The sequence below is a fragment of the Streptomyces sp. NBC_01381 genome (assembly GCF_026340305.1).
Taxonomy (GTDB): Bacteria; Actinomycetota; Actinomycetes; order Streptomycetales; family Streptomycetaceae; genus Streptomyces.
Genome location: NZ_JAPEPI010000002.1, coordinates 2629027 through 2652363, shown reverse-complemented (window position 1 = coordinate 2652363; position 23337 = coordinate 2629027). Strand labels below are relative to the sequence as shown.

The 23337-nt window shown below is 70.0% G+C and carries 21 protein-coding genes; 8 read left to right on the top strand and 13 right to left on the bottom strand.

All coding sequences use genetic code 11. The features are described from left to right. The first annotated feature begins 124 nt into the window (after positions 1 to 124). Complete coding sequence (locus tag OG453_RS33375; RefSeq protein WP_266872286.1) at positions 125 to 805, top strand: TetR/AcrR family transcriptional regulator; 681 nt, start codon at positions 125 to 127, stop codon at positions 803 to 805. On the opposite strand, the gene OG453_RS33370 is transcribed toward OG453_RS33375, so the two are convergent. From OG453_RS33370 to OG453_RS33345, 6 genes are read right to left on the bottom strand one after another with little or no spacing between them, the layout of a single operon-like run. Then, entirely contained in the window at positions 747 to 2144 is a 1398-nt protein-coding gene (locus OG453_RS33370; protein WP_266872285.1) for a S9 family peptidase, read from the bottom strand. The two genes, OG453_RS33375 and OG453_RS33370, sit on opposite strands and share 59 nt — an antisense overlap. After that, a complete protein-coding gene (locus tag OG453_RS33365) occupies positions 2144 to 3475 on the bottom strand; it encodes an MFS transporter (RefSeq protein WP_266872284.1) in 1332 nt (443 codons plus the stop codon). Before OG453_RS33365 ends, OG453_RS33370 begins: the two co-directional genes overlap by 1 nt. Before the next feature lie 16 nt (positions 3476 to 3491). Next, positions 3492 to 3965, bottom strand: coding sequence for a MaoC family dehydratase (locus OG453_RS33360; protein WP_266872283.1), 474 nt, complete (start codon positions 3963 to 3965; stop codon positions 3492 to 3494). Beyond that, the gene (gene menE, locus OG453_RS33355) at positions 3962 to 5512 is read right to left on the bottom strand and encodes an o-succinylbenzoate--CoA ligase (RefSeq protein WP_266872282.1); all 1551 of its coding nucleotides are present in this window, start codon (positions 5510 to 5512) and stop codon (positions 3962 to 3964) included. The genes OG453_RS33360 and menE overlap by 4 nt, the downstream gene beginning before the upstream one ends. Positions 5513 to 5563: 51 nt before the next feature. After that, positions 5564 to 6433 (bottom strand): amidohydrolase family protein, encoded by an 870-nt coding sequence (locus tag OG453_RS33350; RefSeq protein ID WP_266873220.1) that lies wholly within the window; start codon positions 6431 to 6433, stop codon positions 5564 to 5566. An 11-nt stretch (positions 6434 to 6444) separates the two neighbouring features. Further along, positions 6445 to 7407, bottom strand: coding sequence for an SDR family NAD(P)-dependent oxidoreductase (locus OG453_RS33345; RefSeq protein ID WP_266873219.1), 963 nt, complete (start codon positions 7405 to 7407; stop codon positions 6445 to 6447). Between the two features lie 159 nt (positions 7408 to 7566). Here OG453_RS33345 and OG453_RS33340 point away from each other — a divergent pair, with 159 nt between their 5' ends. Further along, complete coding sequence (locus OG453_RS33340; RefSeq protein WP_266872281.1) at positions 7567 to 8049, top strand: MarR family winged helix-turn-helix transcriptional regulator; 483 nt, start codon at positions 7567 to 7569, stop codon at positions 8047 to 8049. Positions 8050 to 8059: 10 nt separating this feature from the next. On the opposite strand, the gene OG453_RS33335 is transcribed toward OG453_RS33340, so the two are convergent. The 5 genes from OG453_RS33335 to OG453_RS33315 form a co-directional block, all read right to left on the bottom strand. Continuing rightward, positions 8060 to 8521: a hypothetical protein gene (locus OG453_RS33335; RefSeq protein WP_266872280.1), complete on the bottom strand. Its 462-nt coding sequence runs from the start codon at positions 8519 to 8521 to the stop codon at positions 8060 to 8062. A gap of 40 nt (positions 8522 to 8561) precedes the next feature. Further along, on the bottom strand, positions 8562 to 9482 hold the full coding sequence (locus OG453_RS33330; protein WP_266872279.1) for a hypothetical protein: 921 nt from the start codon (positions 9480 to 9482) through the stop codon (positions 8562 to 8564). Positions 9483 to 9596: 114 nt separating this feature from the next. Next, the gene (locus OG453_RS33325; protein WP_266872278.1) at positions 9597 to 10058 is read right to left on the bottom strand and encodes a hypothetical protein; all 462 of its coding nucleotides are present in this window, start codon (positions 10056 to 10058) and stop codon (positions 9597 to 9599) included. Between the two features lie 108 nt (positions 10059 to 10166). After that, positions 10167 to 11408 carry an MFS transporter gene (locus tag OG453_RS33320; protein WP_266872277.1) on the bottom strand — a complete coding sequence of 414 codons (1242 nt, stop codon included), beginning with the start codon at positions 11406 to 11408 and terminating at the stop codon, positions 10167 to 10169. After that, positions 11408 to 12343 carry a MerR family transcriptional regulator gene (locus tag OG453_RS33315; RefSeq protein WP_266872276.1) on the bottom strand — a complete coding sequence of 312 codons (936 nt, stop codon included), beginning with the start codon at positions 12341 to 12343 and terminating at the stop codon, positions 11408 to 11410. The genes OG453_RS33320 and OG453_RS33315 overlap by 1 nt, the downstream gene beginning before the upstream one ends. A 226-nt stretch (positions 12344 to 12569) precedes the next feature. On the opposite strand from OG453_RS33315, the gene OG453_RS33310 reads away from it, so the two are divergent. Both OG453_RS33310 and OG453_RS33305 read left to right on the top strand, forming a co-directional pair. Next, positions 12570 to 16358, top strand: a complete 3789-nt coding sequence (locus tag OG453_RS33310; protein ID WP_266872275.1) for a tetratricopeptide repeat protein — start codon at positions 12570 to 12572, stop codon at positions 16356 to 16358. A gap of 27 nt (positions 16359 to 16385) precedes the next feature. Further along, the gene (locus tag OG453_RS33305) at positions 16386 to 16772 is read left to right on the top strand and encodes a hypothetical protein (RefSeq protein WP_266872274.1); all 387 of its coding nucleotides are present in this window, start codon (positions 16386 to 16388) and stop codon (positions 16770 to 16772) included. A gap of 75 nt (positions 16773 to 16847) precedes the next feature. Here OG453_RS33305 and OG453_RS33300 read toward each other — a convergent pair whose 3' ends face one another. Further along, positions 16848 to 17312, bottom strand: coding sequence for an ATP-binding protein (locus OG453_RS33300; protein ID WP_266872273.1), 465 nt, complete (start codon positions 17310 to 17312; stop codon positions 16848 to 16850). A 154-nt stretch (positions 17313 to 17466) separates the two neighbouring features. On the opposite strand from OG453_RS33300, the gene OG453_RS33295 reads away from it, so the two are divergent. Further along, entirely contained in the window at positions 17467 to 18297 is an 831-nt protein-coding gene (locus OG453_RS33295) for a helix-turn-helix transcriptional regulator (RefSeq protein WP_266872272.1), read from the top strand. Then, positions 18294 to 18539: a DUF397 domain-containing protein gene (locus OG453_RS33290; protein WP_266872271.1), complete on the top strand. Its 246-nt coding sequence runs from the start codon at positions 18294 to 18296 to the stop codon at positions 18537 to 18539. The genes OG453_RS33295 and OG453_RS33290 overlap by 4 nt, the downstream gene beginning before the upstream one ends. A gap of 82 nt (positions 18540 to 18621) precedes the next feature. Here the strand turns inward: OG453_RS33290 and OG453_RS33285 are convergent, their stop codons facing one another. Beyond that, complete coding sequence (locus OG453_RS33285; RefSeq protein ID WP_266872270.1) at positions 18622 to 21231, bottom strand: beta-glucosidase; 2610 nt, start codon at positions 21229 to 21231, stop codon at positions 18622 to 18624. A 335-nt stretch (positions 21232 to 21566) separates the two neighbouring features. On the opposite strand from OG453_RS33285, the gene OG453_RS33280 reads away from it, so the two are divergent. Further along, entirely contained in the window at positions 21567 to 22490 is a 924-nt protein-coding gene (locus tag OG453_RS33280; RefSeq protein ID WP_266872269.1) for an NADP-dependent oxidoreductase, read from the top strand. Further along, a complete protein-coding gene (locus OG453_RS33275) occupies positions 22487 to 23224 on the top strand; it encodes a GNAT family N-acetyltransferase (RefSeq protein WP_266872268.1) in 738 nt (245 codons plus the stop codon). The genes OG453_RS33280 and OG453_RS33275 overlap by 4 nt, the downstream gene beginning before the upstream one ends. Positions 23225 to 23337: the final 113 nt, after the last annotated feature.

The following is a 23337-nucleotide window of genomic DNA, read 5'->3' as shown; positions in this document are numbered from 1 at the left end:
TCGAACAGGGGGACCCCCTCCGCGGCGGAGCCGCACATGTCACAGCCCCGCGCCCCTTACGGGGCGCGGTACCGCACCGGACTTCATCGGGGCCGCTCATCCGCGAGGCGGCTAATCTCTCCCGATGGAGCAGCACAGCCCCCGTCATCGCCCCACCGGGCAGTACGCCGCCGCGGACGCCCGCCGGGCGGGCATCATCGACGCCGCGCTCGTTCTCTTCGCGGAGTCCGGCTATCTGAACTCCTCCCTGGCGAAGATCGCCGCCGAGGCCGACACGTCCGCCACCGTCATCGCCCATCACTTCGGCTCGAAGCAGCGCCTCCTGATGGCGGTCCTCGAAGCCCGCGAGGAGCGCACCGTGCGGACCTTCGGGCGGCTGCACCCGGACTCTGGCGGCGACGACGTCCGGGCGCTCTTCCGTGAGGTGCTCGCCCTCGCGGAGTACAACCTCACCCAGCCCGGCCTCATCCAGCTCTACACCCGGCTCTCCGCGGAGGCCGGCGATCCCGCGCACCCGGCGCACGCGTACTTCCAGGAGCGGTACGAACGCGTCGTCGGCTCGCTCGCTTCCGTGCTCCAACGTGCCGTGGACAAGGGCCAGTTGAGGACCGGCATCGACCCCGATGGCGTCGCCCGCGAGATTCTCGCCGTGTCGGACGGGCTCCAGGTGCAGTGGGCGATCGCCGAAGGTCGCGTCGAGTTCGTGGAGCTGTACCGCGCGCACCTGGACCGGCTCACCCGTGCCCTCACCGTGGACGGCGCGGGTCTTGACGATCGGACGGGCGCGGGTAGGGACCCGGCCTGAAGCGCTCGTAGCGCGCGGCCGTCGTCGGATCGGAGTGCCGAGCCTCCGCGTTGAGCGCGGCCGGTGACGTGTCGCCCCAGCGGCCGGTCGTGACGCGGCGTTCCGTCGTGTGGACGGCGGCTAGCTGCTCGGCGGGGCTGAACGTGCAGTGGCCCGCGTTGTCGACGTACGCCTGACGCAGGAGAGGCGCGCGGCCCGCCGCGGTGACCGTGTCGCGGTAGGCGCTCTCGGCGCGGACCGGGATGAGGGCGTCGCCCGTGGTGTGGATGTTCAGCTGGGGCTTGGTGAGACGGCCGGTGAAGGCGACGTTGCGCATCATGTAGCGGACGGCGGGCGGGTCGGCCTTGATGCGGGGCGCGGCGGCCAGCGCGTTCAGGTCGGCGCGCAGGGAGCGGCCCGCGGACTTGTAGAGGGCCTTGACCTCCTTGAACTGGGAGGAGCGCGCGAGCATCGCCGTGTAGTCGACGCCCGTGTTCCAGGACATGCTGCCGCCCGCGCGCCGTTCGGCCTCCTGGCGCCAGGAGAAGGCGGGCGACTGGATCAGGCCGGTCAACGCGGCGTACTGGTTGGCCTGTTGGGCGGCGTGGTCGCCGGGGGCCGGGCGCGGCTGCTTCGGGTCGTTCCAGCCGGGCACGGCGTGCAGGGCCGCGGCGAGGGCGATGCGGGCGCGGCCCGAAGGAGTCGACTGGGCCCGGGTGAGGGCCCCGCCGAGGCGGTCCGCCGAGTCCTTCGCCTCCAACTGCCCGGTGAATCCGGTCAGTTGGATGCCGGAGTCCGGGGCAAGCAGGGTGCGCAGGGCGAAGACGGGGTCGAGGGTGGAGTTCCAGTTGGCGACGCCGCCCTGGACGAGGCCGCACATCGAGAGGGAGCCGTCGATGCGGTCCGCGTGGCGTTCGGCGATCGTGGTGGTGACGAGGCCGCCGTACGACTCGCCCCAGGCGAGGGTGCGGCGGGCCGTGCCGACCTTGGCGGTGAAGGTGTCCAGGGCGGCGAGTTGGTCGGGCACGGCCTGCTCGACGGCCCAGCCGGTGGTGGCGTAGGAGGAGCCGACGAGCGCGTAGCCCTCGCCGAGGAGTTCCTTCTTGACCTGGTCGTCCGGGGCGTTCGATGCCGGGTTCGGGGATCCTGCGGGCCGGTAGCCGTGGCTGAACAGGAGGACGGTGCCGTTCCACTGCTCGGGGGTGTCGATGACGTACGCGGCACCGGAGGGCAGGGTGCCTTCGATGTGGCCGACCGGACTGCCTGGCACAGCAGTTGACGGTGAGGCGGCGGCGACGAGGACGAGGGCGGCGAGGCCCGTCGCGGTCCTCGTCAGCGGGACCAGCGGGAGTACGGGCATCAGGAGGGGACGCCTTCCTTGGGTCGGACCTGGGCGGGTTCTTCCGTGGCGAGCGTGGTGCCGCTCGTTTCCCGGATCCGCCAGACGGCGAGCGCCGTGATGGCGGCACCGGCGGTGAGCAGGAGGGCGACGGGGGCGCTTGTGTCGTACGAGGCGAGCAGGCCGCTCGCGATGAGCGGGGAGAAGCCGGCGCCGAGGAGCGTCGCGGTCTGGTAGCCGAGGGACGCGCCGGTGTAGCGCACGCGGGTGCCGAACATCTCGGTGAGCAGGGCGCCGAGCGGTCCGTACATCGTGGACTGGGCGATGCCGTGGCCGATGACGCACGCCAGGATCAGCAGCCCTGGCCGGCCGGAGTCGGCGAGGGCGAAGACGGGGAAGGCCGTGGCCGCCGAGAGCAGCGCGCCGGTGAGCACCACGGGGCGTCGGCCGACCCGGTCGGAGAGGATGCTGGCCAGCGGCATCACGACCAGGGCGGTGCAGGACGCCACGGTGACTCCGGTGAGGACCTGCGAGCGCGAGTATCCGGAGTCAACGGCGTACGAGATCATGAAGCTGGTCATCAGGGACTGGGCGGTGAACGGGCCGATGCCGACGCACGCCGCGAGCAGCACGGAGCGCGGCTTGCGCAGCACGTCGAGCAGCGGCATCCGCGCCGTCGTCTTCTCGCGCCGGGCGGCGGTGAACAGCGGGCTCTCCTCCACCTTCAGGCGGATGTAGAGCCCGGCGCCCAGGAGGACGAGGCTGAGCAGGAACGGCACGCGCCAGCCCCACGCCCGGAACTGGTCGTCGGGCAGCGTGCCGACCAGGGTGACGACGGCCGTCGAGAGCACGGTGCCGAGCGGCGCGCCCAGCTGAGTGAAGCTGGTCCACAGGCCGCGCGGCCGCTCCCCCGCGTGCTCGGCGACCATCAGCGTGGCGCCGCCCCATTCGCCGCCGATCGCGATGCCCTGCACGACGCGCAGCAGGACGAGAAGGACGGGCGCCCACACGCCGATGGTGTCGTACGTCGGCAGACAGCCGATGAGGAAGCTGCCCGCGCCCATCAGGACCATGGTCAGGAGCATCATCGACTTGCGTCCGAGCCGGTCGCCGAAGTGGCCGAAGACGATGCCGCCGAGCGGCCGTGCGACATATCCGGCGGCGAAGGTGCCGAACGCCGCGATGGTGCCGACGGACGAGTCGGCCTCGGGGAAGAACAGGTCGCCGAAGACGAGGGCGGCGACGGTTCCGTACACCAGGAAGTCGTAGAACTCCACCGCCGTGCCGAGCAGGCCGGAGAGTGCGACTCTGCGCAACTGGCTTGTGCCGTGCGCTGGTTGGGCGTCAGGCATGGTGGGCCCCTCGTGGTCAGACGTAGAAGCGGGACAGGCTGCGCAGGACGCAGGCGGGCTTGGCGGCGCCCTCGATCTCGACGGTGCCGTCCACGGCGATCTGCACGCCGCCGCTCACCTCGTCGACGGAGGCCAGGCGGGCGACCAGGCGGATGCGCGATCCGGCGGGCACGGGAGCGGGGAAACGCACCTTGTCCAGGCCGTAGTTGACCTTCGTGGTGACGCCCTGGACGTCGAGGAGCTCGGTGAAGAAGGGGATGAAGAGGGAGAGCGTGAGGTAGCCGTGGGCGATCGGGGCGCCGAAGGGGCCCTGCGCCGCGCGCTCGGGGTCGGTGTGGATCCACTGGTGGTCGTCGGTGGCGTCGGCGAAGGTGTTGATCCGCTCCTGGGTGATCTCGATCCAGGAGCTGGCACCGAGGTCGCTTCCGGCGAGCTTCTTGAGCTCGTCGAGGCCGTTGACGGTGGTCGTGGTGGGGGTACTGCTGCTCATATGGCCTTCTCCTGTGGCGAGTTGGTGGGAGTGGCGGGTGTGCTGCCGTAGCGGCGGCGCAGCTCGGGCTTGAGGAGCTTCCCGGAGGCGGTGCGCGGCAGTTCGGCTGCGACGACCAGGGATTTCGGGATCTTGTACTTGGCGAGCCGACCGGTGAGCGAGGCGAGCAGCGTGTCCGGATCGGGTGCGGCGCCCTCGCGTGCGACGACCACGGCGCGCGGCACCTCGCCCCACTTCGGGTCGGGCACGCCGATGACGGCGCACTCCACGACATCGGGGTGGGCGAGCAGGGCGCTCTCGACCTCGGCCGGGTAGATGTTCTCGCCGCCGGAGATGATCATGTCTTTGAGGCGGTCGGCGATGGTGACGTAGCCGTCGGGGTCGCGGCGCGCTGCGTCGCCGGTGCGCAGCCAGCCGTCGGCGAAGGCCGCCGCGCTCTCCTGCGGCAGTCCCCAGTAGCCAGGCATGACATGGGGTCCGCGCACCAGGACCTCGCCCGCTTCACCGGCGTCGGTCTCCGTGAGGTCGGGGCGGACCACGCGTACGTCGGTGAAGAAGTGCGGTACGCCGGCCGAGCCCGCCTTGCTGACGGCGTGCTCGGCGTCCAGATAGAGCACTCCGGGGGAAGCCTCGGTCATGCCGTAGCCCTGCTGGAAGGCGAGTCCGCGCTCGGCGTACGCGGCGATGAGCGGGGCCGGGACGGGGGCTCCGCCGCACATCAGGACACGCAGCGAGGTGAGATCGGCGGTGTGCCAGCGCGGGCGGCGCGCCATCTGCTCGTACATCGTCGGTACGCCGAACATCGCGGTGACGCCGTGCCGTTCGACGAGGCCGAGTGTCGCGTCCGCGTCGAAGGACTCCACGAGGACGCAGGTGCCGCCCTTGAGGAGGACCGGCAGGGTCAGCATGTTGAGTCCTGCCGTGTGGAACAGCGGGGCGGTGACGAGCGCGGTGGTGCCGGAGGTGAGATCGGCGTCGACGAGGACGTTGACGGCGTTCCAGGTGAGGTTGGCGTGGGTGAGCATGGCGCCCTTGGGGCGGCCCGTCGTCCCCGAGGTGTACATGATGATGCTGACGTCGTCGCCGGACACCGGCTCGTCGAGTGGTTCGGCGCCCGCCGTGGCCGTGGAGAGCAACTCCTCGTAAACAGGGCCTACTTCGACGTACGTACGGATCGTCGGTACGAGGTCGCGCAGCTCGACGGCGGCCTCGGTGAACGCCGGGGCGTGGACGAGGGTTCCCGCGCCCGAGTCGGTGAGCTGGTGGGCGAGTTCGGTGACGGCGAGGCGGGTGTTGAGCGGCACGAAGACCGCGCCGAGCACGCCCGCCGCGAAGAGCGTCTCCAGGAAGGCGGGGTGGTTGGCGCCGAGGTAGGCGATCCGGTCGCCGCGCCGCACCCCGGACTCCCGCAGGGCGCGGGCGAGTTGAGTGGTGCGGGTGTGGAGCTCGGCGTACGAGGTGGTGGTGTCCTCGTACCGGAAGGCGGTGCGGTGCGGGGTCTTGCGGGCCCTGCGGGCGGGCCAGGAGCCGATTCCCTCGTTGCGCATGGGTGATGACCCCTTTCGGTGTTCGGTGTCGGTCGGCGTCCGGTCGTCCGGTCAGCCGAGGCCGAGGAGGCGGGCCGCGTTCCCCTTGAGGATCTTGGGGCGGACCTCGTCCTTGATCTGCAGCTTCTCGAAGTCGGCCAGCCAGCGGTCGGGCGTGAGGACCGGGTGGTCGGAGCCGAAGAGGACCTTGTCCTTGAGCAGCGTGTTGGCGTACTGGACGAGCTGCGGCGGGAAGTACTTCGGGGACCAGCCGGAGAGGTCGATGTGCACGCCCGGCTTGTGCGTGGCCACGGCCAGGGCCTCGTCCTGCCAGGGGAAGGACGGATGGGCGAGGATGATCTTCAGCTGGGGGAAGTCGGCGGCTACGTCGTCCACGCACATCGGGTTCGAGTACTTCAGGCGGATGCCGCCGCCCCCGGGGACGCCCGCGCCGATGCCGGTCTGGCCTGTGTGGAAGAGGGCGATGGCGCCGGTCTCCTCGATCACCTCGTACAACTCATAGGCGAGCGCACGGTCGTTGGGGAAAAACCCCTGGATGCTCGGGTGGAACTTGAAGCCCCGCACGCCGTACTCCTCGACGAGCCGCCGCGCCCGGCGCACGCCTGCCCGGCCGCGGAACGGGTCGATGGAGGCGAACGGGATGAGGACGTCGGGGTGTTCGGCGGCGGCCTCGGCGATCTCCTCGTTGGGAACGGGTGCCGTGCCGGTGGCCGACTCGGCGTCGACCGTGAAGACGACGGCGGCCATCCGCCGTTCGCGGTAGTACGCGGCGATCTCGGGCAGGGTGGGCTTCCGGTCGCCCTCGACCTTGAAGTACGAGGCGGACGCGGTGTCGAGTTCGGCGGAGAGGGAGGCCGCGCCCTTGGCGGAGACCTCGGCGTGGGTGTGGACGTCGATGGCGACGAGGTCTGCGACGTCCATGGCGGCGGCGGTCACGCGACCGGCGCCTTCGATGCCTTCGCCGCCTCCGGTGTCTTCGGCGCGGGGATGCCGACGGACTGCGGGGCGCTGCCCACGGAGGTGTGCCAGGCGGCGGCGATCGTCTCCGGGCTCCAACCCCCGTCCACGTACGCCGTGTTGACCTCCTGCGGGTGTGACCACAGGGTGAGGCGGTCGCCGCCGATGCCGACGCACTGCCCCGTGACGTCGCGGGCCGCGTCCGATGCGAGGAAGGGGACGAGGGCGGCGCAGTCCTCGGGGGTGCCGAAGCCCTCGCCCTTGCGCAGGAAGCCGGGCAGCGGCTCGCCCCGCTCCCGCAGCGCCTCAATGTAGGGCGCGAAGGCGGGGATGGTCTCGGTCATGGCGGTGGCGGCGACCGGCACGATCGCGTTGACGGTGATGCGGGCCTTGGCCAGCTCCATCGACCAGGTACGGGCCATCGCGGCGATGCCCGCCTTGGCGGCGGCGTAGTTGGTCTGCCCGAAGTTGCCGCGCTGGCCGGCGGGCGAGCCCACCAGGATCAGACTGCCGCCCTCGCCCTGCTCCCGCATACGGACGGCAGCGGCGCGAGCGCAGGTGAACGTACCCCGGAGATGGGTGCTGACGACGGCATCGAAATCCTCGTCGGTCATCTTCCACAGCACGCGGTCGCGCAGGATGCCCGCGTTGGTGACGAGCACGTCGAGCCGGCCGAACTCGTCGACGGCGCGGGCCACCAGGCGGTCTGCGGCCTCGGAGGTGCCGACGGCGACGGGCTCGGCGACGGCGCGTGCGCCCGCATCCCGCAGGGACTTGGCGGCCCGCTCGGCGGCTTCGGGATCGATGTCGTTGACGACGACGGCGGCGCCGGCCGCGGCGAGGGTGGTGGCGTACGCGAGTCCGAGGCCCTGCCCGGAGCCGGTGACGACGGCGACCTTGCTGCTGAGATCGAGGGCATCGGGAGCGGAGGAGTCCAGCACGAAGAGTTTCCCTTCAACAGGCAACGGTGAACGGCGAGTTCACCGGCACGCCCCCGGCGACACGACGGCCGGGGCGATCTGAGAAAGGAAGCTAAGACAAATCATTGTTGCCGTCAATGATTGCGGTCGTAATCGAGAATGCGGCATGCTGGACCCATGACCGCTCCCAGGACCCCCGACGCCACCACGTCCGCCCGGCCCGTCGACGCGGACGAGCCATGGATGCGCGAGCTGCACGCCGACACCGGCTACCTCCTCTACCGGCTCGGTCTGCGCTCGGGACAGATGTTCAACTCCGCACTCCAGGAGTCGGGCCTCCGGCTGCGCCACTACGCACTGCTGCGCTACCTGGCCACCGTCGAGGGCGCCCTGCAGCGGGAGTTGAGCACGGCGCTCGGCTATGACCCGAGCGCCATCGTCGGCCTGGTCGACGACCTCCAGGGGCTCAGTCTCGTCGAACGCCGCCCGGCCCCCGGCGACCGCCGCAGCCGCATCGTCGTGCTCACCGACAAGGGCCGCGCCTACCTGCGCGACAGCGACGCGACAAGCCGGGTGACCGACGAGCTGACCGCGCCGCTGTCGCGGGAGGAACGGGCGACCCTGCACGCGCTGCTGCTGCGGGTCGCCCGGCCCCAGTGAGCTGAGCCCGTCAGGTCAGTTCGTTGCACGCCACGGTGTCGTGGACCCACCGGTGGGAGCTGAACTGGTTGTTGGCCGTCTGCCCGTTGGACAGCTTGTTGTCGCGGAGGTCGTCGGCGAACTTCTCGCCCCGCTTCAGGCAGGCCTCGCCGCCCGATTGGTTCGCGCCGTCGTAGAAGACGACCGTGTCATACCTCCCGGTGCCCTTGTTGAGCACCGATGTCGCCTTGTTGTTGCTCCTGTTGGAGTACTTGTCGTCGTCACCCTTGGACTTGCCCACGTAACCCTTGCAGTCGGTGCGGTCGTACGCGTAGACGTACCCCCTGTTGGCCTGCGGCCAGACCTTGTTGCAGTGCGTCACCTTGGTGTCCACGTCACCCGAGGGGGCGGCGGTCTTGGCGAGCGCCGAGGGCGCGAAGGCCCCGAGGCTCAGGAATCCGGCCGTGACGACGGCCGCGATGGACTTGCGCATGGTTGTACCTCTCCTTGTTGAATTGCCGGATACGGCTGGGTCAGCCGCGGTCTGCGAGCACCGTGTCGGCCGTGGTCAGCGCCCGGTGCTGGAGTCGCAGATAGGTGTCGACGTCGGCCCGGTACCGCGTACCGATGGCCTTGTCGCGATATTTCCGCTCCAACTCGCGGGCGGTGCGCCCGAGTTCGCTGGAGCGTGCGCACTGCGCCTCGGCCACGGCGAGCCGTACCTCCGCGGCGTGTGCGCGATCCGGAGACAGTCGTTCGTTGAGCTCCGGAAGCCGGTCACGGATCTTTTCGGGAGTGGCGTAGTCGTGCCCTGCGCCGCGCATGCAGCGCGACCACTTGTGCACCGCGTCCCTGAACCGTCGGTCCCGTTTGAGGTCATCGGCGTAGAGGCCGGTGAGGTTCTCGGCGACCTTGCTGACGCGGAACCACCGCGGCAGACCGCCGTACAGGATGTCCTGCCCCTGCGCGAGGCAGCCGTCGAGCGAAGTGCCGACGCGACCCCCGGTCGGCACCCGCGCGCTGACGCTGCGGCTGTCCTCGTCGCCGAAGAAGGCCCGGTCCCATCGCTGCTGTTCACGCTCGGAAAGTCCCCGCTGGTAGGCGGAGTTGGGGTCCTTCTTCCGTTCCTGCTGCGTCCGCCGGTGGAGCGCGCCGCCGTAGCCGTACTTGCGCGCCCAGCGGGTGTCGTCGAGGACGAGGCGGACGTTCTTCCGCTCGTCCGGCGTGCGCAGGCGGTCGGGCCAGTACGTCAGGTCCTGGCGCTTCATGCAGCGCTGGATGAGCAGTTCCTCGGCCCGGTCGAGCTTGGCCTCCTGGGTGGCGGTGAGCCGTTCGAGGCGGCCGGCGGGCGCGCTGCCGTGTTGTGATCCCTGTGATCCTTGTGGTCCGCCGCAGGCGGCGAGTACGACCAGGGCGGCGGGCACCGCCCCGAGCCGCGCGACTGTTCTGCGCATCAGGTCTTCCCCCGTACTTCGTGACCTCTTACGAGCCAGAAAGTTACGGAAGCCGGGCGATGCGCCCCAGGGGTTTCGACCGAGCCCGAAACAGCCGAGCCCGCCAGGACCTGGCTAGAGCCTGTTGCCGCTACCGCTCCCCCGCCAGGCCCGGCCCGTGAGCGCGAACAGCACCACCGGAATCACGACCGCCGTCGTCAACGCGGCAAGCACCGGCCCGCGTTGGCCGGGCGTGAGGTGGTGCAGCAGCTGAATGTGGATGACCAGGTGCGCCGCAGCGAAGACGAGGTACACCGCGAGGGCGGTGCGGACCATGGTCTGCCGCATGGTGACGGCGCCGACGCCGAGGAGCACCGAGATGGCCAGGTTCATGGCGCCGAAGTCCATCATCAGATGGGCGTTGTACGACATCCGCATGCCCACCCAGGGGATGTCGAAGAACGAGCGGGGGAAGAACAACGCCCAGCATCCGACGATGAACTGTGCCGCGCCCAGGAAGACAAGACCGGCGCGGAGCGTTCCGCGGCTGCCGCCGAGTCTGTCGTCGGCGCCCGTCACCAGGATCGGGTTCGTCACGGGTGGCAACCTCCGAAGGGAGTGCGGGCCCGGCGATGCCGGGTCCCGCATGGCTGTCAGGTTCACCCGCTCAGACCGGACAGCACTCCCGAATGTGACAGCCGGTCCTCAAGCGCCGGCTTGCCGAGGGGCGGGACTGAGGGCTCGGCCGCGCTCCCGGGTGCTCCAGCCGATCACCGCGGCGAGGCAGAGGACCGCCGGTATCAGCAGCAGCGCGCCCCTGCTTCCCTCCGCGACCGCGATGTGCGCGAACACGGCCGCCCCGATCGCGCCGCCCGCCATGTCGACGCTGCTGAGCCAGGACATCGTCTCCGCGGCCTGCCCCTCGGGCGCGAGGTCGCCGCCGACCGTGCGCAGGGCCGCGAAGGCGGAGCCGATCGCCAGGCCCGCGAGCGGGCAGATCAGCAGGACGGCCAGTGGGGAGAACCGGGTGGCCAGCGCCAGGGCACCGGAACCCGCGGCGAACACGCCGAGCAGTGCGGAGATCACACGCCCCCGGGACAGCAGGTTCGGTACGGCTCCCAGGGCGAAGCTGCCCAGGATGCTCCCGATGGACAGGACCGCCAGGTACAGGCCGGTGAAACCCGCCGCGTGGTGCTCCTGCGCGTAGATGGGCAGCACCACGTCCACGGCGGTGACCGCCGCGACGAAGAGGCCGTTCGCGGCCAGCAGACGTCGAAGGGGCGCGGACACCAGCGGCCCGAGCCGGCGCCTGGGTCCAGCCGAACTCGGTTGCTCGTACGGGGAGTTGAGCAGCAGGCCGACCGCAACGGCCGTCATGAGCGCGATGACGGCGAAGGCCGCGACGGGCGAGACCGACAGACTCAGCCAACTGGCGAGCACCGGACCGCCGATCAGCGCGGCACCCATCATGGACGAGTCGAGGGACATCGCCGTGGCCGTCGTCCGGGTGCCCGTGGAGCAGCGCCAGGCCGAGCGCATCATGACGGCCACGGGAGGGGCACTCGCCCCCATGGCTCCGGCGAGCGCGACGACGGTGGCGACGGATCCGCGGCCGCGCACCGCCAGGAGCAGCAGGACGGTGGCCGTCAGGTATCCGGCGAGACAGGTGAGCAGGACAGGGCGGGGTGAATGGCGGTCGACCAGCCGTCCGCGAAGGGGCGCGGTCAGGCCCTGACCGATCGCCGAGCCACTGACCGCGAGACCTGCGGTCGTGTACGAGTAGTCGCGGCCGATCAGAAGCAGCAGGCTCAGGCCGGCCATGGCGGGCGGGATCTTCGACACCATGCCGACGGTGGCGAGCCGCCAGAAGCCGGGAACCCGTATCAGTTCCCGGTAGCCGGCGTTCAGCCGTCGCGGCCCGGCCTCGGTCAGCTCCGTGGGTGCCATCAAGGCAACCGGACACGCAGCGCCTGCACGATCCAGGCGAGCGGCGGCGCCAGACTCTCCGGGGCGGGCCATCCGTTGATCACGGCGAGCAGTTGCAGATAGCGGTCCCTGCGGGGGTCGCCCATGCTCTCCAGGCGAGCCGCCAACCGCCGCTGGAGGGCGGGGTCGTCGGGCAGCCCGACGATGTGGGCATAGTGCGCCGTGAGCGCCGACACGATCGGATCGGCCTCGGGGGATGCCGGGTCGATGCCGACCGTCAGAGCCGGGGTGACCTGCGCACGGACGGCATCAGCGAGGATGCGGGGCAGGCCCGTGGCGTCGTCGAGGGCCCGGTCGGTCGCCAGGTCGCGGGCCATTCCCCGCATGGTGGAGCGGAAATCCGTGTCCTGGAACAGTTCGGCGAGCTCCACCCACGCCTCGACCTGTTCGGCTTCGGGGCTCTCGGGCAGCTCGGGGGTCATCGAGCGGACGACCGCCGCGAAGGCGGGGTGGTCACGCAGTCCGTCGAAGACAGACCCGAGGAAGTCGTCGACCAGGCGTCGACGTTCGGCCTCGGAGAGCTTGGCCAACTGGTGCATGAGGTCCAACTCCTCTGGGGTGGAGCCCCTCTTGGCCACCGCTGTGAGCACCGCACGCCGCAGACGCAGCACGCGGATCTGCACGTCGAGGGCGTCGGCGTGCGCCGCGGCGACCTCGGGCAGCGAGACCTCCCGGTCCACGACCTTCCTGATCGAGGCGAGATCGACGCCCAGTTCACGCAGGGTGCGTACGAGGCCGAGGCGGGCGACGGCGTCGGTGCCGTACAGGCGGTAGCCGGACGGGCTGCGGCCGGCGGGCGGCACGATCCCCTCGTCGGAGTAGAACCTGACCGTCTTGACCGTCAGACCGGTCCGCCGGGCCAGATCACCGATCGAGTAGAGCGTGTCGCCGTCCATGTCCCCCACCTTGATGTCTCCCCCCACTGGAGACTCAAGCACTCCCCGCCACCTGCGGATGGGCAAGGCCCGCGCGGTGCGCCGCCGGGCAGTGTTCCAACTCGGCGCTATTCCTTGGTCTGACAGACGCGTTCAGTGACCAACCCGGTGATGCTGTGATGAAATGCCCCCGTCGCCATCACGATGAGTAGCGCGAGATCTACTTCTGGTGACACGGGGGTGGGCTGTGACAGAGCGACTGCTGGTGGACCTGGGAGCGGACGGCCGGGCGCAGGTGTCGTCGTGGCCCGCTGCGGAGCAGTACCCCCGCCCTGCCGGAGATCCCACGGAATGCGTGTGGCCGCTGGACGAGCAGGAAATGGCGGACCTTCGCTGGTATCTGGAGCAGTACCTTCGGATGCCGTTCGGCGTGTATGAGCAGCGCGGGCCGCAGGTTGCGGCGAAGTTGCCGGAGTGGGGCGCCCGGATCTTCGCTGCGCTCTTCGCCACGGAGGAAGCGAAGGCGGCGTACGTGGCGGCCCGGGCGAGGAGCGGGCCCGTCGAGATCGTGCTGCGGTCGGGGTCTGCCGAACGGCTGGGCCTGCCATGGGAGTTGATGACTGATCCGGGGCGCACGGTCCCGATCGGGCTCGATCAGGTGGCGATCTCCCGGAGCTTGCAGACCGGCGACATGCAGCAGGTGTTCACCGTCCCCGGTTCGCGGCTGCGCGTGTTGATGGTGATCTCCCGTCCGGCCGGCGAGGCGGACGTCGGGTATCAGATGATCGCCCGGCCACTGCTGCGCCGCCTGGAGGCGGTACGCGGGAGTGTGGACCTGGTGGTGCTGCGGCCCCCGACCCTGGAGCGACTGGGGCAAGTCCTGGCGCAGGCGCGGGAAGCCGGTGAGCCGTTCCAGGTCGTGCACTTCGACGGCCACGGAGTCTTCGGCCAGGCGACGGTGGCCGGCGCCTGGGGTCCGCTGATGTTCCAACACCCAGGCCCCCAGGGCATGCTGGTGTTCGAGAAGCCGAGCGGGGGCAGCGACCTGGTGCCCGCGGGGCGGGTGGCACAGGTGCTGGCCGGGGCGCAGGTGCCGGTGGTCGTCCTCAACGCCTGCCAGTCGGCCGAAGTCGGCTCGCAGGTCGAGGCGGCGGTGGCGACCCGGTTGCTGCAGGAGGGTGTGGCCTCGGTGGTGGCGATGGCGTACAGCGTGTACGCGGTGGCCGCGTCGGAGTTCATGGCCGCCTTCTACGAGCGACTGTTCGCCGGCGACCGCATGGCCGAGGCGGTCTCGGCGGGGCGGCGTCGACTCGCTCTGCGCGATGAGCGGCCCTCGCTGAAGGGGAAGCTGGCGCTTTCGGACTGGATGGTCCCGGTCCTGTACACCCGCAGCGAGGTGCGGTTCCCCGGCTTGCGTACCGAGCGCGAGGCAGGGGATTCACTGGACGGCATCCTCGACCAGCTGCGCGAAGAGCCCGAGACCGGGCAGAGGGCACGTCAGGGCCAGGAGCTGGTGGCAGAAGGCGAGTTCGTCGGCCGCGACAAGCTGCTCTACAAGCTGGAGGTCGCCGCCCGGTTGCAGCGTGTCGTGATCCTGCACGGTCCCGGTGGAACGGGGAAGACGGAACTGGCCAAAGAGTTCGGCCGGTGGTATCGCGACACGGGCGCGCTCGGCCGGCCGGAGTGGGTGATCTGGCACTCCTTCGAGCCTGGTGTGGCCTCATTCGGGCTCGAAGGTGTCATCAACACCGTCGGGCGTTGTGTCTTCGGGGATCAGGTCGACTCCCCGTTTCTCCGTCAGGATGCCGCACAACGCCAAGCCACAGTGGAGAAGTTACTCAAGAGCCGTCGGCTGCTGCTGGTGTGGGACAACTTCGAATCAGTGCACGAAATGCCCGATCCGGGGCAAGCCACGCCACCCCTCTCCAAGCAGGAACAGGAATCCATGCAGGAATTCCTCACCCTCGTGGCCCGTGACGGCAAGAGCACCATCATCATCACCAGCCGCTCCGCAGAGCCCTGGCTGGGCACGGGCTTCCGCCGTGTCCGAGTCGGAGGCCTGGAGATCGAGGAAGCCGCCCAGTACGCAGAAGACCTTCTCGCCCCGTATCCGGACACCCGCAAGAGCCGGGAATCGCGGGCGTTCGGCGAGGTCATGCAATGGCTGGACGGCCATCCACTCAGCATGCGGCTCGTGCTGCCCCATCTGGACACCACCGCTGCGCGCGATCTCCTGGAAGGCCTTCAGGGCGTCAAGGCATTGCCGGGGGAAGACGATGGAGGGCGCACCACGTCGTTACCGGCCAGCATCGCGTACTCCTTCGATCACCTGCCCGGCGACGACCAGCGGGCGATGAACGTACTCAGCCTGCTGCACGGCGTCGCCGATGCCGACGTGCTGCGGGCTTTCTCCGCGGTGCCGGAGCTTCCCGAGCAGTTTCGCGACCGCACCGCAGACGAATGGGAGCAACTGCTGGAGCGGGCAGCCGCTGTGGGCCTGCTCGTACCGCTGAGGTCGAGGATGTATCGGATACATCCAGCGCTGCCTGCCTGCCTGGCCGCCCGATGGAAATCCGAAGCCGGCGCCGCCTACGGGGACCAGCGAACTGCCGCTGTTCTTGGGCTCCTCAGCGCCCATTCATCCTTCAGCACCTGGCTCAGCGATCAACTGGGCAGCGGAGATGCCCAGTTGGCCATGGCACTCCTCACGCTGCATCACAGGATGCTGGGAAACATGCTCGGATACTCCCTCGACCACCATCTTTGGGAGCACGCGCACGCTCTGGTCCAGGCGTTGGATGAACACTGGAAGATGCGGGGGCTGGATGAGGAGGCACGTGGATGGCTCGACCGCGTGAGGCTTGCCGTAGAGGCACCGGACGGCACCCCGCCTGACCTGAGCACAGTCGCAGGTACTCTCTGGGGGTTTGCGGTTGGCTCCCAAGCCAACCGAGCACTTCGGGCTGGACAACTCGACGATGCCGAAAGCGCATATCGTGCAATTCTCCGAGCCCTGGAAGACGGTCACGGGTCCCCTGCACAGCGCAGAGAAATTGCTGCCACCTACCACCAGCTGGGCGCCGTTGCCCAGGACCGCGGGCGACTGGAGGAGGCAGAGGAGTGGTACCGCAAATCCCTCACCATTGAGGAGGAACTCCGCAACCGCCCCGGCATGGCCACCAGCTACCACCAGCTAGGCCGGGTCGCCCAGGACCGCGGGCGACTGGAGGAGGCCGAGGAGTGGTACCGCAAATCCCTCACCATCAAGGAGGAACTCCACAACCGCCCCGCTATGGCCTCCACCTACCATCAACTGGGCAGCGTCGCCCAGGACCGCGGGCAACTGGACGAGGCAGAGGAGTGGTACCGCAAATCCCTCACCATCAAGGAGGAACTCCACAACCGCCCCGGCAAGGCCACCAGCTACCACCAGCTAGGCCGGGTCGCCCAGGACCGCGGACGACTGGACGAGGCAGAGGAGTGGTACCGCAAATCCCTCACCATCAAGGAGGAACTCCACAACCGCCCCGCCATGGCCTCCACCTACCACCAACTGGGCGTAGTCACCCAGGACCGCGGACAGCTGGACGAGGCCGAGGAGTGGTACCGCAAATCCCTCACCATCAAGGAGGAACTCCACAACCGCCCCGGCATGGCCGCCAGCTACCACCAACTGGGCCTGGTCGCCCAGGACCGCGGACGACTAGACGAGGCAGAGGAGTGGTACCGCAAATCCCTCACCATTGAGGAGGAACTCCACAACCGCCCCGGCATGGCCGCCAGTTATGGGCAGTTAGGCCACCTTGCCGAAGCTCGGGGGCAGCATTCTGCAGCCTTGGAATGGACTGTCCAGTGCGTGGCGCTGTTCGAGGAGTTCCCGCACCCTGCGACCGGCCCCGGACCACATCACCTCAGTCGTTTGTCCCAGGAGTTAGGTATCGAGGCCCTGGAGCGAGCCTGGCAGAGCATTACAGGTAAGCCCCTGCCCCTTCAAGTGCGTCAATACATCCTCGCTTCTCCGCCCTCTGCCGACTGATACGTCTAAGGAAGGTTGCTCGCTCACATGGCCGTCCCGATTGAGTTCATCGCCCGCGCCTCCGCTCAACGCCTTACCACTTCCGCCCGGCCCGCCCTCGCCGACGACGTCGAAGTCGCCCTTCACACGCGCGGAGCCACCAGGCACCCCGACCAGTACGCGGACCTCGATTCGCTGGGTGCCCTGATCGTGAGCGTTGCCACGCTGGCGTGGACCGTCTACAGCGATCTGCGGAGCAGGGTTTCCGTACCCCAGCGCGAGGTCATCGTCCGGCATGTCCGGGACCGGCTTGCCGGGGACGACGTGCTGCCGTCATCACTCGGCACTGCCGAACGCGACCAGATCATCGTCATCGCTGTCGACGAGACATTCAACGCAGCAGCGCAGCACGACGATCCGGGCCAGCCGCAGTAGTTGCCTTCCAGCCCTTTCGCACTCCCGAACCGGCCGCAAGCGACCGACCTCATCCAGCGCGATCTGCGCCCCACCTCACCCTGACCCGACGGCCACTTCGGCCCAGACGGTCTTCGCCGGGCCTCGGCCCGCACCTCCCGAACCGCCCGAACCCCGCTCCACACCCCACCTCTCCGCGAGGGCCGCAACCAGAAGCAGCCCCCGCCCGCCCTCACCATCAGCGGTCACGTCGGCCACCACAGGCAGCCGTTCGCCGCGTTGGTCCGTCACCTCTACGCGTACGGTCCGATCCCCCGCCTCGAAGAGGCGGATCCGGAAGTCCCGCCCCGGCACCCGCCCGTGCCGCACAGCGTTGGCGGCGAGTTCGGCGGCGATGAGCGTCACGGTCTCGTTGGCCTCGGACGCGTACGGGTAGCCCCACGCGTCCAGCCTGTGCGCCACGAGGTGTCGGGCGAGGCGGGCGCCTCGGGGTGTAGAGCTCAGGCGCTGCGTGAACATACGTACGGTGACCGGGACTTGGGGGGTGGCATTCGTCGGCATGACTCAACGGTGGCGTTCCCCACCCCCGTTCTCCACGCACACCACTCGTACGCTGCGTCAGCGTACGAGCACAAAGGGTGGACAGTACCGGTGACCGACCGTGACCATGGGTGGCTTGGCGGGGTTGACCTCACACCCACCGGGGGTACCGGACATGACCGACTGCAACAACTCAAGTGAACCCGAACCGAACGACAGCCTCCAGACATTCGGCGCGGTCCTTCAAGGCTTTCGCGAACACGCGGGCCTCACCCAGCAGGAGTTGGCCCCACTCGTCGGCTACTCGGCGCACTTCGTGGCCTCCGTGGAGCAGGGCAGACGACTACCTCCGGAGGATTTCGTGGAGCGCGCCGAGGTGGCACTGAACGCACACGGAATCCTGCGCAAGGCGGCCAGGAAGGTGGGGCGGCAGCCAGGTCTCGCTGCCTGGTTCCGCAAGTGGGCGGGGCTCGAAGAGCTGGCGATCAGCCTGTACACGTACGAATGCCGGGTCGTCCCAGGCCTGTTGCAGACGGCGGCCTACGCGCGGACGCTCTTCGACAACCGCGTGCCCCTGCTCACGGACGACCAGATCGAGACCCAACTGACCGCCCGCCAGGAGCGACAGCGCATGCTGCGCGAGCGACAGAACACCGCCTTCTGCTTCATCCTCGACGAGCACGTGCTGCTGCGCCGCACGGGAGGCACGGAGGTCGCCGATGAACTCACCGCCCACCTACTGGACTTGACCGCCCTGCGGAACGTCGAGATTCAGGTCATGCCGCTGTCGCGAGGCGTGCATGCCGGGATGAACGGCCCCATGCGGCTCCTTGAGGTCCCGGAGAATCAGTGGTTCGGCTACATCGAGGGACAGGAGACCGGCCAGCTCATCTCCGAGCCGAAAACGATCAGTGTGCTCCAGATGCGGTATGCGAAACTGCGCTCGCAGGCCCTCACCCCCGAGGACTCCGTGAGCCTGCTGAAGCAACCGCGAGGAGCGCTATGAGCACCTACGAACTGGCCTGGTTCAAGAGCAGCTACAGCGGAGACTCCGGCGACGACTGCGTCGAAGTCGCCCTCGATTGGCACAAGTCGAGCTACAGCAGCGGATCCAGCGGCGACTGCGTCGAGGTCGCCGCCTGCCCCGCCACCATCCACGTACGCGACTCCAAGAACACGCAGGGCCCCCAGCTGGCCCTCTCCCCCACCTCCTGGGCCCAGTTCGTGGGGTTCGCCGCGCGCGGCTGAGAGCACAGCTGGGAGTACATACGCCACTGCCCGGCTCCCGCAGAGCGGGCCGGGCAGTGGATCGGAGCGTCGCGTCAGGCCTTCAACTCGCCGCCCCCGTCAGCCTGATGTCCCGCGACGACGACCCCACGTACACCGCGCGGCGGCCCTCGGGACGCACCCACCGGCCACCTTCCGTGTCCCAGTACGACAGTTGGCGCTCGTCCACTCGCAGCGTGACCCGGCGCGACTGCCCCGGCCGTAGCTCCACGCGGTCGAAGGCCGCCAGCGTCTTCACCGCCATCTCGACGTCCGTGCCGCGCGGCGCGCCCACGTACACCTGCGGCACCTCCGCGCCCTTGCGGCGGCCCCGGTTGGTCACCGTGAACGACACCTCGTAGCCCGCGCCCTCGCGGCGCACGGAGAGGCGGCTGTAGCCGAACTCCGTGTAGGACAGGCCGTGCCCGAAGGGGAACAGGGGCTCGATGGCCGCCTTGTCGAAGCCTCGGTAGCCGGTGAAGATGCCTTCGCTGTACGTGACCACTCCGTCGACGCCGTAGTAGCGCTCGGGGTGTGCGGGGTCCAGGGTGGGGTGGTCCGTGTCCTTCTTCGGCCAGGTCACCGTGGCCTTGCCGCCCGGGTTCGCGCGGCCGGTGAGCAGGTCGGCGGTGGACCAGCCGCCCTCCTGGCCGACGTACCCGGTGTGCAGGATCGTGCCGACCTGGCGGCGCCACGGCATCGTCGCGGGGCAGCCGGTCGTGAGGACGACGACCGTACGCGGGTTGGCCTTGGCGACCGCCGTGATCAGCTCGTCCTGGTGGGCGGGGAGCGTGAGGGTGCTGAAGTCGCCGCCACCGCCCACCGAGCCGCCCGAGCCGTTGAACGCGAAGACGACCGGGGTGTGCACGCGCCGGGCTAGGCGAGCCGCCGCGGTGATGGACGCGGTGCGCTGCTCAGGCGTCACCCAGGCGAACCGCACCTGGACCCGGCCGCGTTCGGCGATGGTCGCCGCCCAGCCGGTCGCCTTGACCACGACCTTGTACGACCTGCCGCAGGTGAGCTCCACGGGCTCGGCCTGGCCGTTGTCGAGACCGTCCGTGGTCGGGACGATCGAGGACCACTTGCGCGCGAAGCTGTCACGGGCGCCCGCCGCGGTCGTCAGTTCCTTGCCGTCCAGGCTCAGCGAGACCGCCGCGCCCCAGCCCTGGATCTTGAGCGCGTACTCGCCCGTTGTGGGCGGCACGAAGGTGCCGGTCCACTCGGCCGTCGTGCCGACCGGAAGCGCTTCGGAGCCGACAAAGTCGACCCTCTTGTCCGTGCCGCCACCGCCCTTGCGGGCCAGGCCCTCGGGGAACGCGGATGCGGGGACAGCCGTGCCCGTGAGGTCGACCCCGACCTCGTACGCGATCTTCCGCCCTGTCGTGCGGCGCAGTGCGGCGAGCGGGCTGACCAGGCGCTCCTCGAAGCCGTACGCACGCTCGCCCGAGACCGATGTCGCGACCTGGCCCGCGGTCGGGCCGATGAGCGCGAGGTCGCGCAAGGCGGTGGGCGACAGCGGGAGTCCGCCGTCGTTGGCCAGCAACACCGCGCCTTGGACCGCGACTTCGCGGGCCACGCGTGCGCCGGCCTCGACGTCGATCCGCTTTCGGGCGGGGACCCGGCTGCCGTCGAGCATGCCGAAGGCGTCGTACCGGCCCAGGATGCGGGAGACCGCGGTGTCCAGGGCGGCCTCGGGGATGGAGCCGTCCTTGATCGCCTTCTTCAGGGGCTCTCCGTAGAACGAGCCGTCCCACATCTGCATGTCCTGGCCGGCTTCGAGCGCGGCCGTGGAGTGGGTGGCGCCCCAGTCGGATGTGACGAAGCCCTTGAAGCCGAGTTCGCCGCGGAGGATGTCGGTGAGGGTGGTGCTCTGTTCGGAATTCCACTTGCCGTTGAGGTGGTTGTACGCCGACATCACGGAGGAGACGCCGGCGCGGACGACGGCCTCGAACGCGGGCAGGTACAGCTCGTGCAGGGTGCGGTCGTCGACGATGAAGTCGTACGAATTCTCCGGCTTCTCGCGGTCGAACTCGTGCAGGCGCTGGTTGTTGGCGAGGAAGTGCTTGGCCTGGGCGAGCATGCCCTGCGCCTGCACGCCCTCGACCTGGGCGGCGCCGATCAGGCCGTTGAGGTACGGGTCCTCGCCTGATTGGTCCTTGTTGCGGCTGAAGAAGGGCGTTCGGGAGAGCTCGATCTGCGGGGCCAGCAGGACGTCCATCTCCAGGGTGCGGCCCTCGCGGCCCATCACCGCCCCGTACTCGCGGGCGAGTTCGAGGTTGAAGGAGGAGCCGAGTGTCGAGACGGGCGGGAGGCCGGTCGCGGACTTGGTGACGTTCACGCCCGCCGGGCCGTCGGACAGGCGCAGCTCCGGTATGCCGAGGCGCTCGATGCCCGGCAGGTAGCCCGCCTGCCCGACTCTGCGGGGGTCGGTGGCGCCGTGGACCAGGCTGATCTTCTCGTCAAGGGTCAGGCGGGCGACGATCCCCCGGACGCGGCGCATGGCGGCGGCCGCGCCCGGGGAGCCTGCGCCTTCTGCGGTCGCGGATGCGGGCCCAGATGCGGTCCCGGATGCGGGCACGGCCGCGGCGGCCGACCCTGCGGCGGCCACGAAGGCGAACGTGGCGGCGGTGCCACCCAATTGCTTCAGAAGTTCACGGCGGGTCCTTGCAGGCATGGCGAAATGGCCTCCTGAACGCGGCTCATGGCACGCCGAACTGGCCGGCGGCGCCAAGACCTGAACGCGCCATCCGCTCCAGTGCGGGTCTGTGGGGCCAGAGTCTTGATTGGTTGAACGGTGAAGGTCAAGGGTCGGGGAAGCAAAACTTGGTGAGGTGTTCAGCTTTTGACCGGTCGGCTCCGCGGAGGCCCTGCCCGCCCCTCATTGCGACCTCATGAACGCTCCCCCGCACCGGGAATAGCGGGGCGATCATGGCGGTCGTCCAAGGTGGGCACTCACACGGCCTGCGTCGATTCAGACCTCAGACCTCAGAGCTCAGAGCGAGGGAGCACATGTCCAAGGCGTACGTATTCACCCGGCACGGCGGTCCTGAAGTGGAGGCCTTCGTCGAGCAGGCGCCCCCGGAGCCCGGCCCCGGTCAACTCCTCGTCGCGGTACGGGCGGCCGGGGTCAACCCCGTCGACTGGAAGCTGCGGGCGGGCAAGCGTCGGCCGGGCTCGCCGCCCGCCGCGTTCCCCGAGGTCCTGGGCAGCGAGGTCGCCGGTGTGGTCGAGCGGGTGGGCGAAGGCGTCGAGGGATTCGCCGTCGGTGACGCGGTGTTCGGCAACCCGGTCACGGGCGGGTACACCGAGCACACGCTCCTCCCCGTGTCGATCGCCACGCACAAGCCGGAGGGCCTGACGTTCACGGAGGCCGCCGCGCTGCCGGTCGCGGCGGCGACGGCGTACGACGGTGTGCGTCAGCTCGGCCTGCCCGCCGGGGCGACGCTCCTGATCACCGGGGTCGGCGGCGGGGTCGGGGTGGCCGCGGCGCAGTTGGCGCGGCACTTCGGCATCCGGGTCGTCGGCACGGCGAGCGCGGGCAAGAAGGATTTCGTCGAGTCCCTGGGCGCGATCCACGTGACGCCGGGTCCCGATCTGGCGGAACGGGTGCGGGCCGCGGCACCGGGCGGGCAGGTGGACGCGGTCTTCGACCTGGTCGGCGGCGCGGACGTGGTGGCCGTCGCACCACTCCTGACCGACCGCGCGAAGCTGATCACGGCGGCGGCCAAGGAGACGATCGCAGAACTGGGCGGGGCGCCGGTCGCACGGGCCCGGACCAGCGAGGTCCTTGACGCGGTTGCGCGGCTCGCCGTCGACGGCGTACTGCGGACCGAGGTGTCGGCGACGTACCCGCTCGACCGCGCCGACGAGGCGCTGCGGGCCGTGGAGAGCGGCCACGCCCGCGGGAAGATCGTGATCGAGGTGAGCGCGTGACCACCGTCCGGCCCGGCCTCGCGAGCCCCGAACGCCCGCCGGAAGCGGTCGCCCACCCGTTGGACAACCCGGCCTACGGAGCGCTCGCCGGACCGCACGCCCGTTTCGCCGAGCGCCGCGGCCGGGTCCTGCGGTACCAGCTCGACGTGTCTCCGTGGCTGGCCCTGCCCGACGATCCCGGCCCCGACGACTGGGCCGACCTGGCGCGCCTCGCCGGACCGGGCGCCGAGGTGCCGCTGCCCGGTGTCCGGGCGCCGCTGCCGGAAGGGTGGGAGGTCACGTTCGACATGGAGGGCGTCCAGCTGGTCGACGAGTCGGTGGCCCCCGCGCCGGATCCGGAAGCGGTCCGCCTCGGCCCCGCCGACGTACCGGAGATGCTGGACCTGGTGGAACGCACCCAGCCGGGCCCGTTCCTGCCCCGAACCGTGGAACTCGGCACCTACCTGGGCATACGCCGGGGCGGCGCCCTCATCGCCATGGCCGGGGAGCGGCTGCATCCGCCGGGCTGGACGGAGATCAGCGCGGTGTGCACCGACCCGGCCCACCGCGGCGAGGGCCTGGCCTCCCGCCTCGTCCTCGCGGTGGCCGCCGGCATCCGGGCTCGCGACGAGATCCCGTTCCTCCACACGTCGGCGCGCAATACCGACGCCATCCGGTTGTACGAGTCGCTGGGCTTCCGGCTGCGGCGCAGGACGCGGTTTGTGGCGGCGCGGGTTCCGGGGGCCGGGCTCTGACGCTGTGCAATCGGTGGCCACGCGCCGCTGGGCCTCGGCGACCTGCTCCCGCAGGAGTGTGATCGCGTCCGCGAGGTCCAACTCGTCATCCCCCACGAAAAGGAGAAGACGCC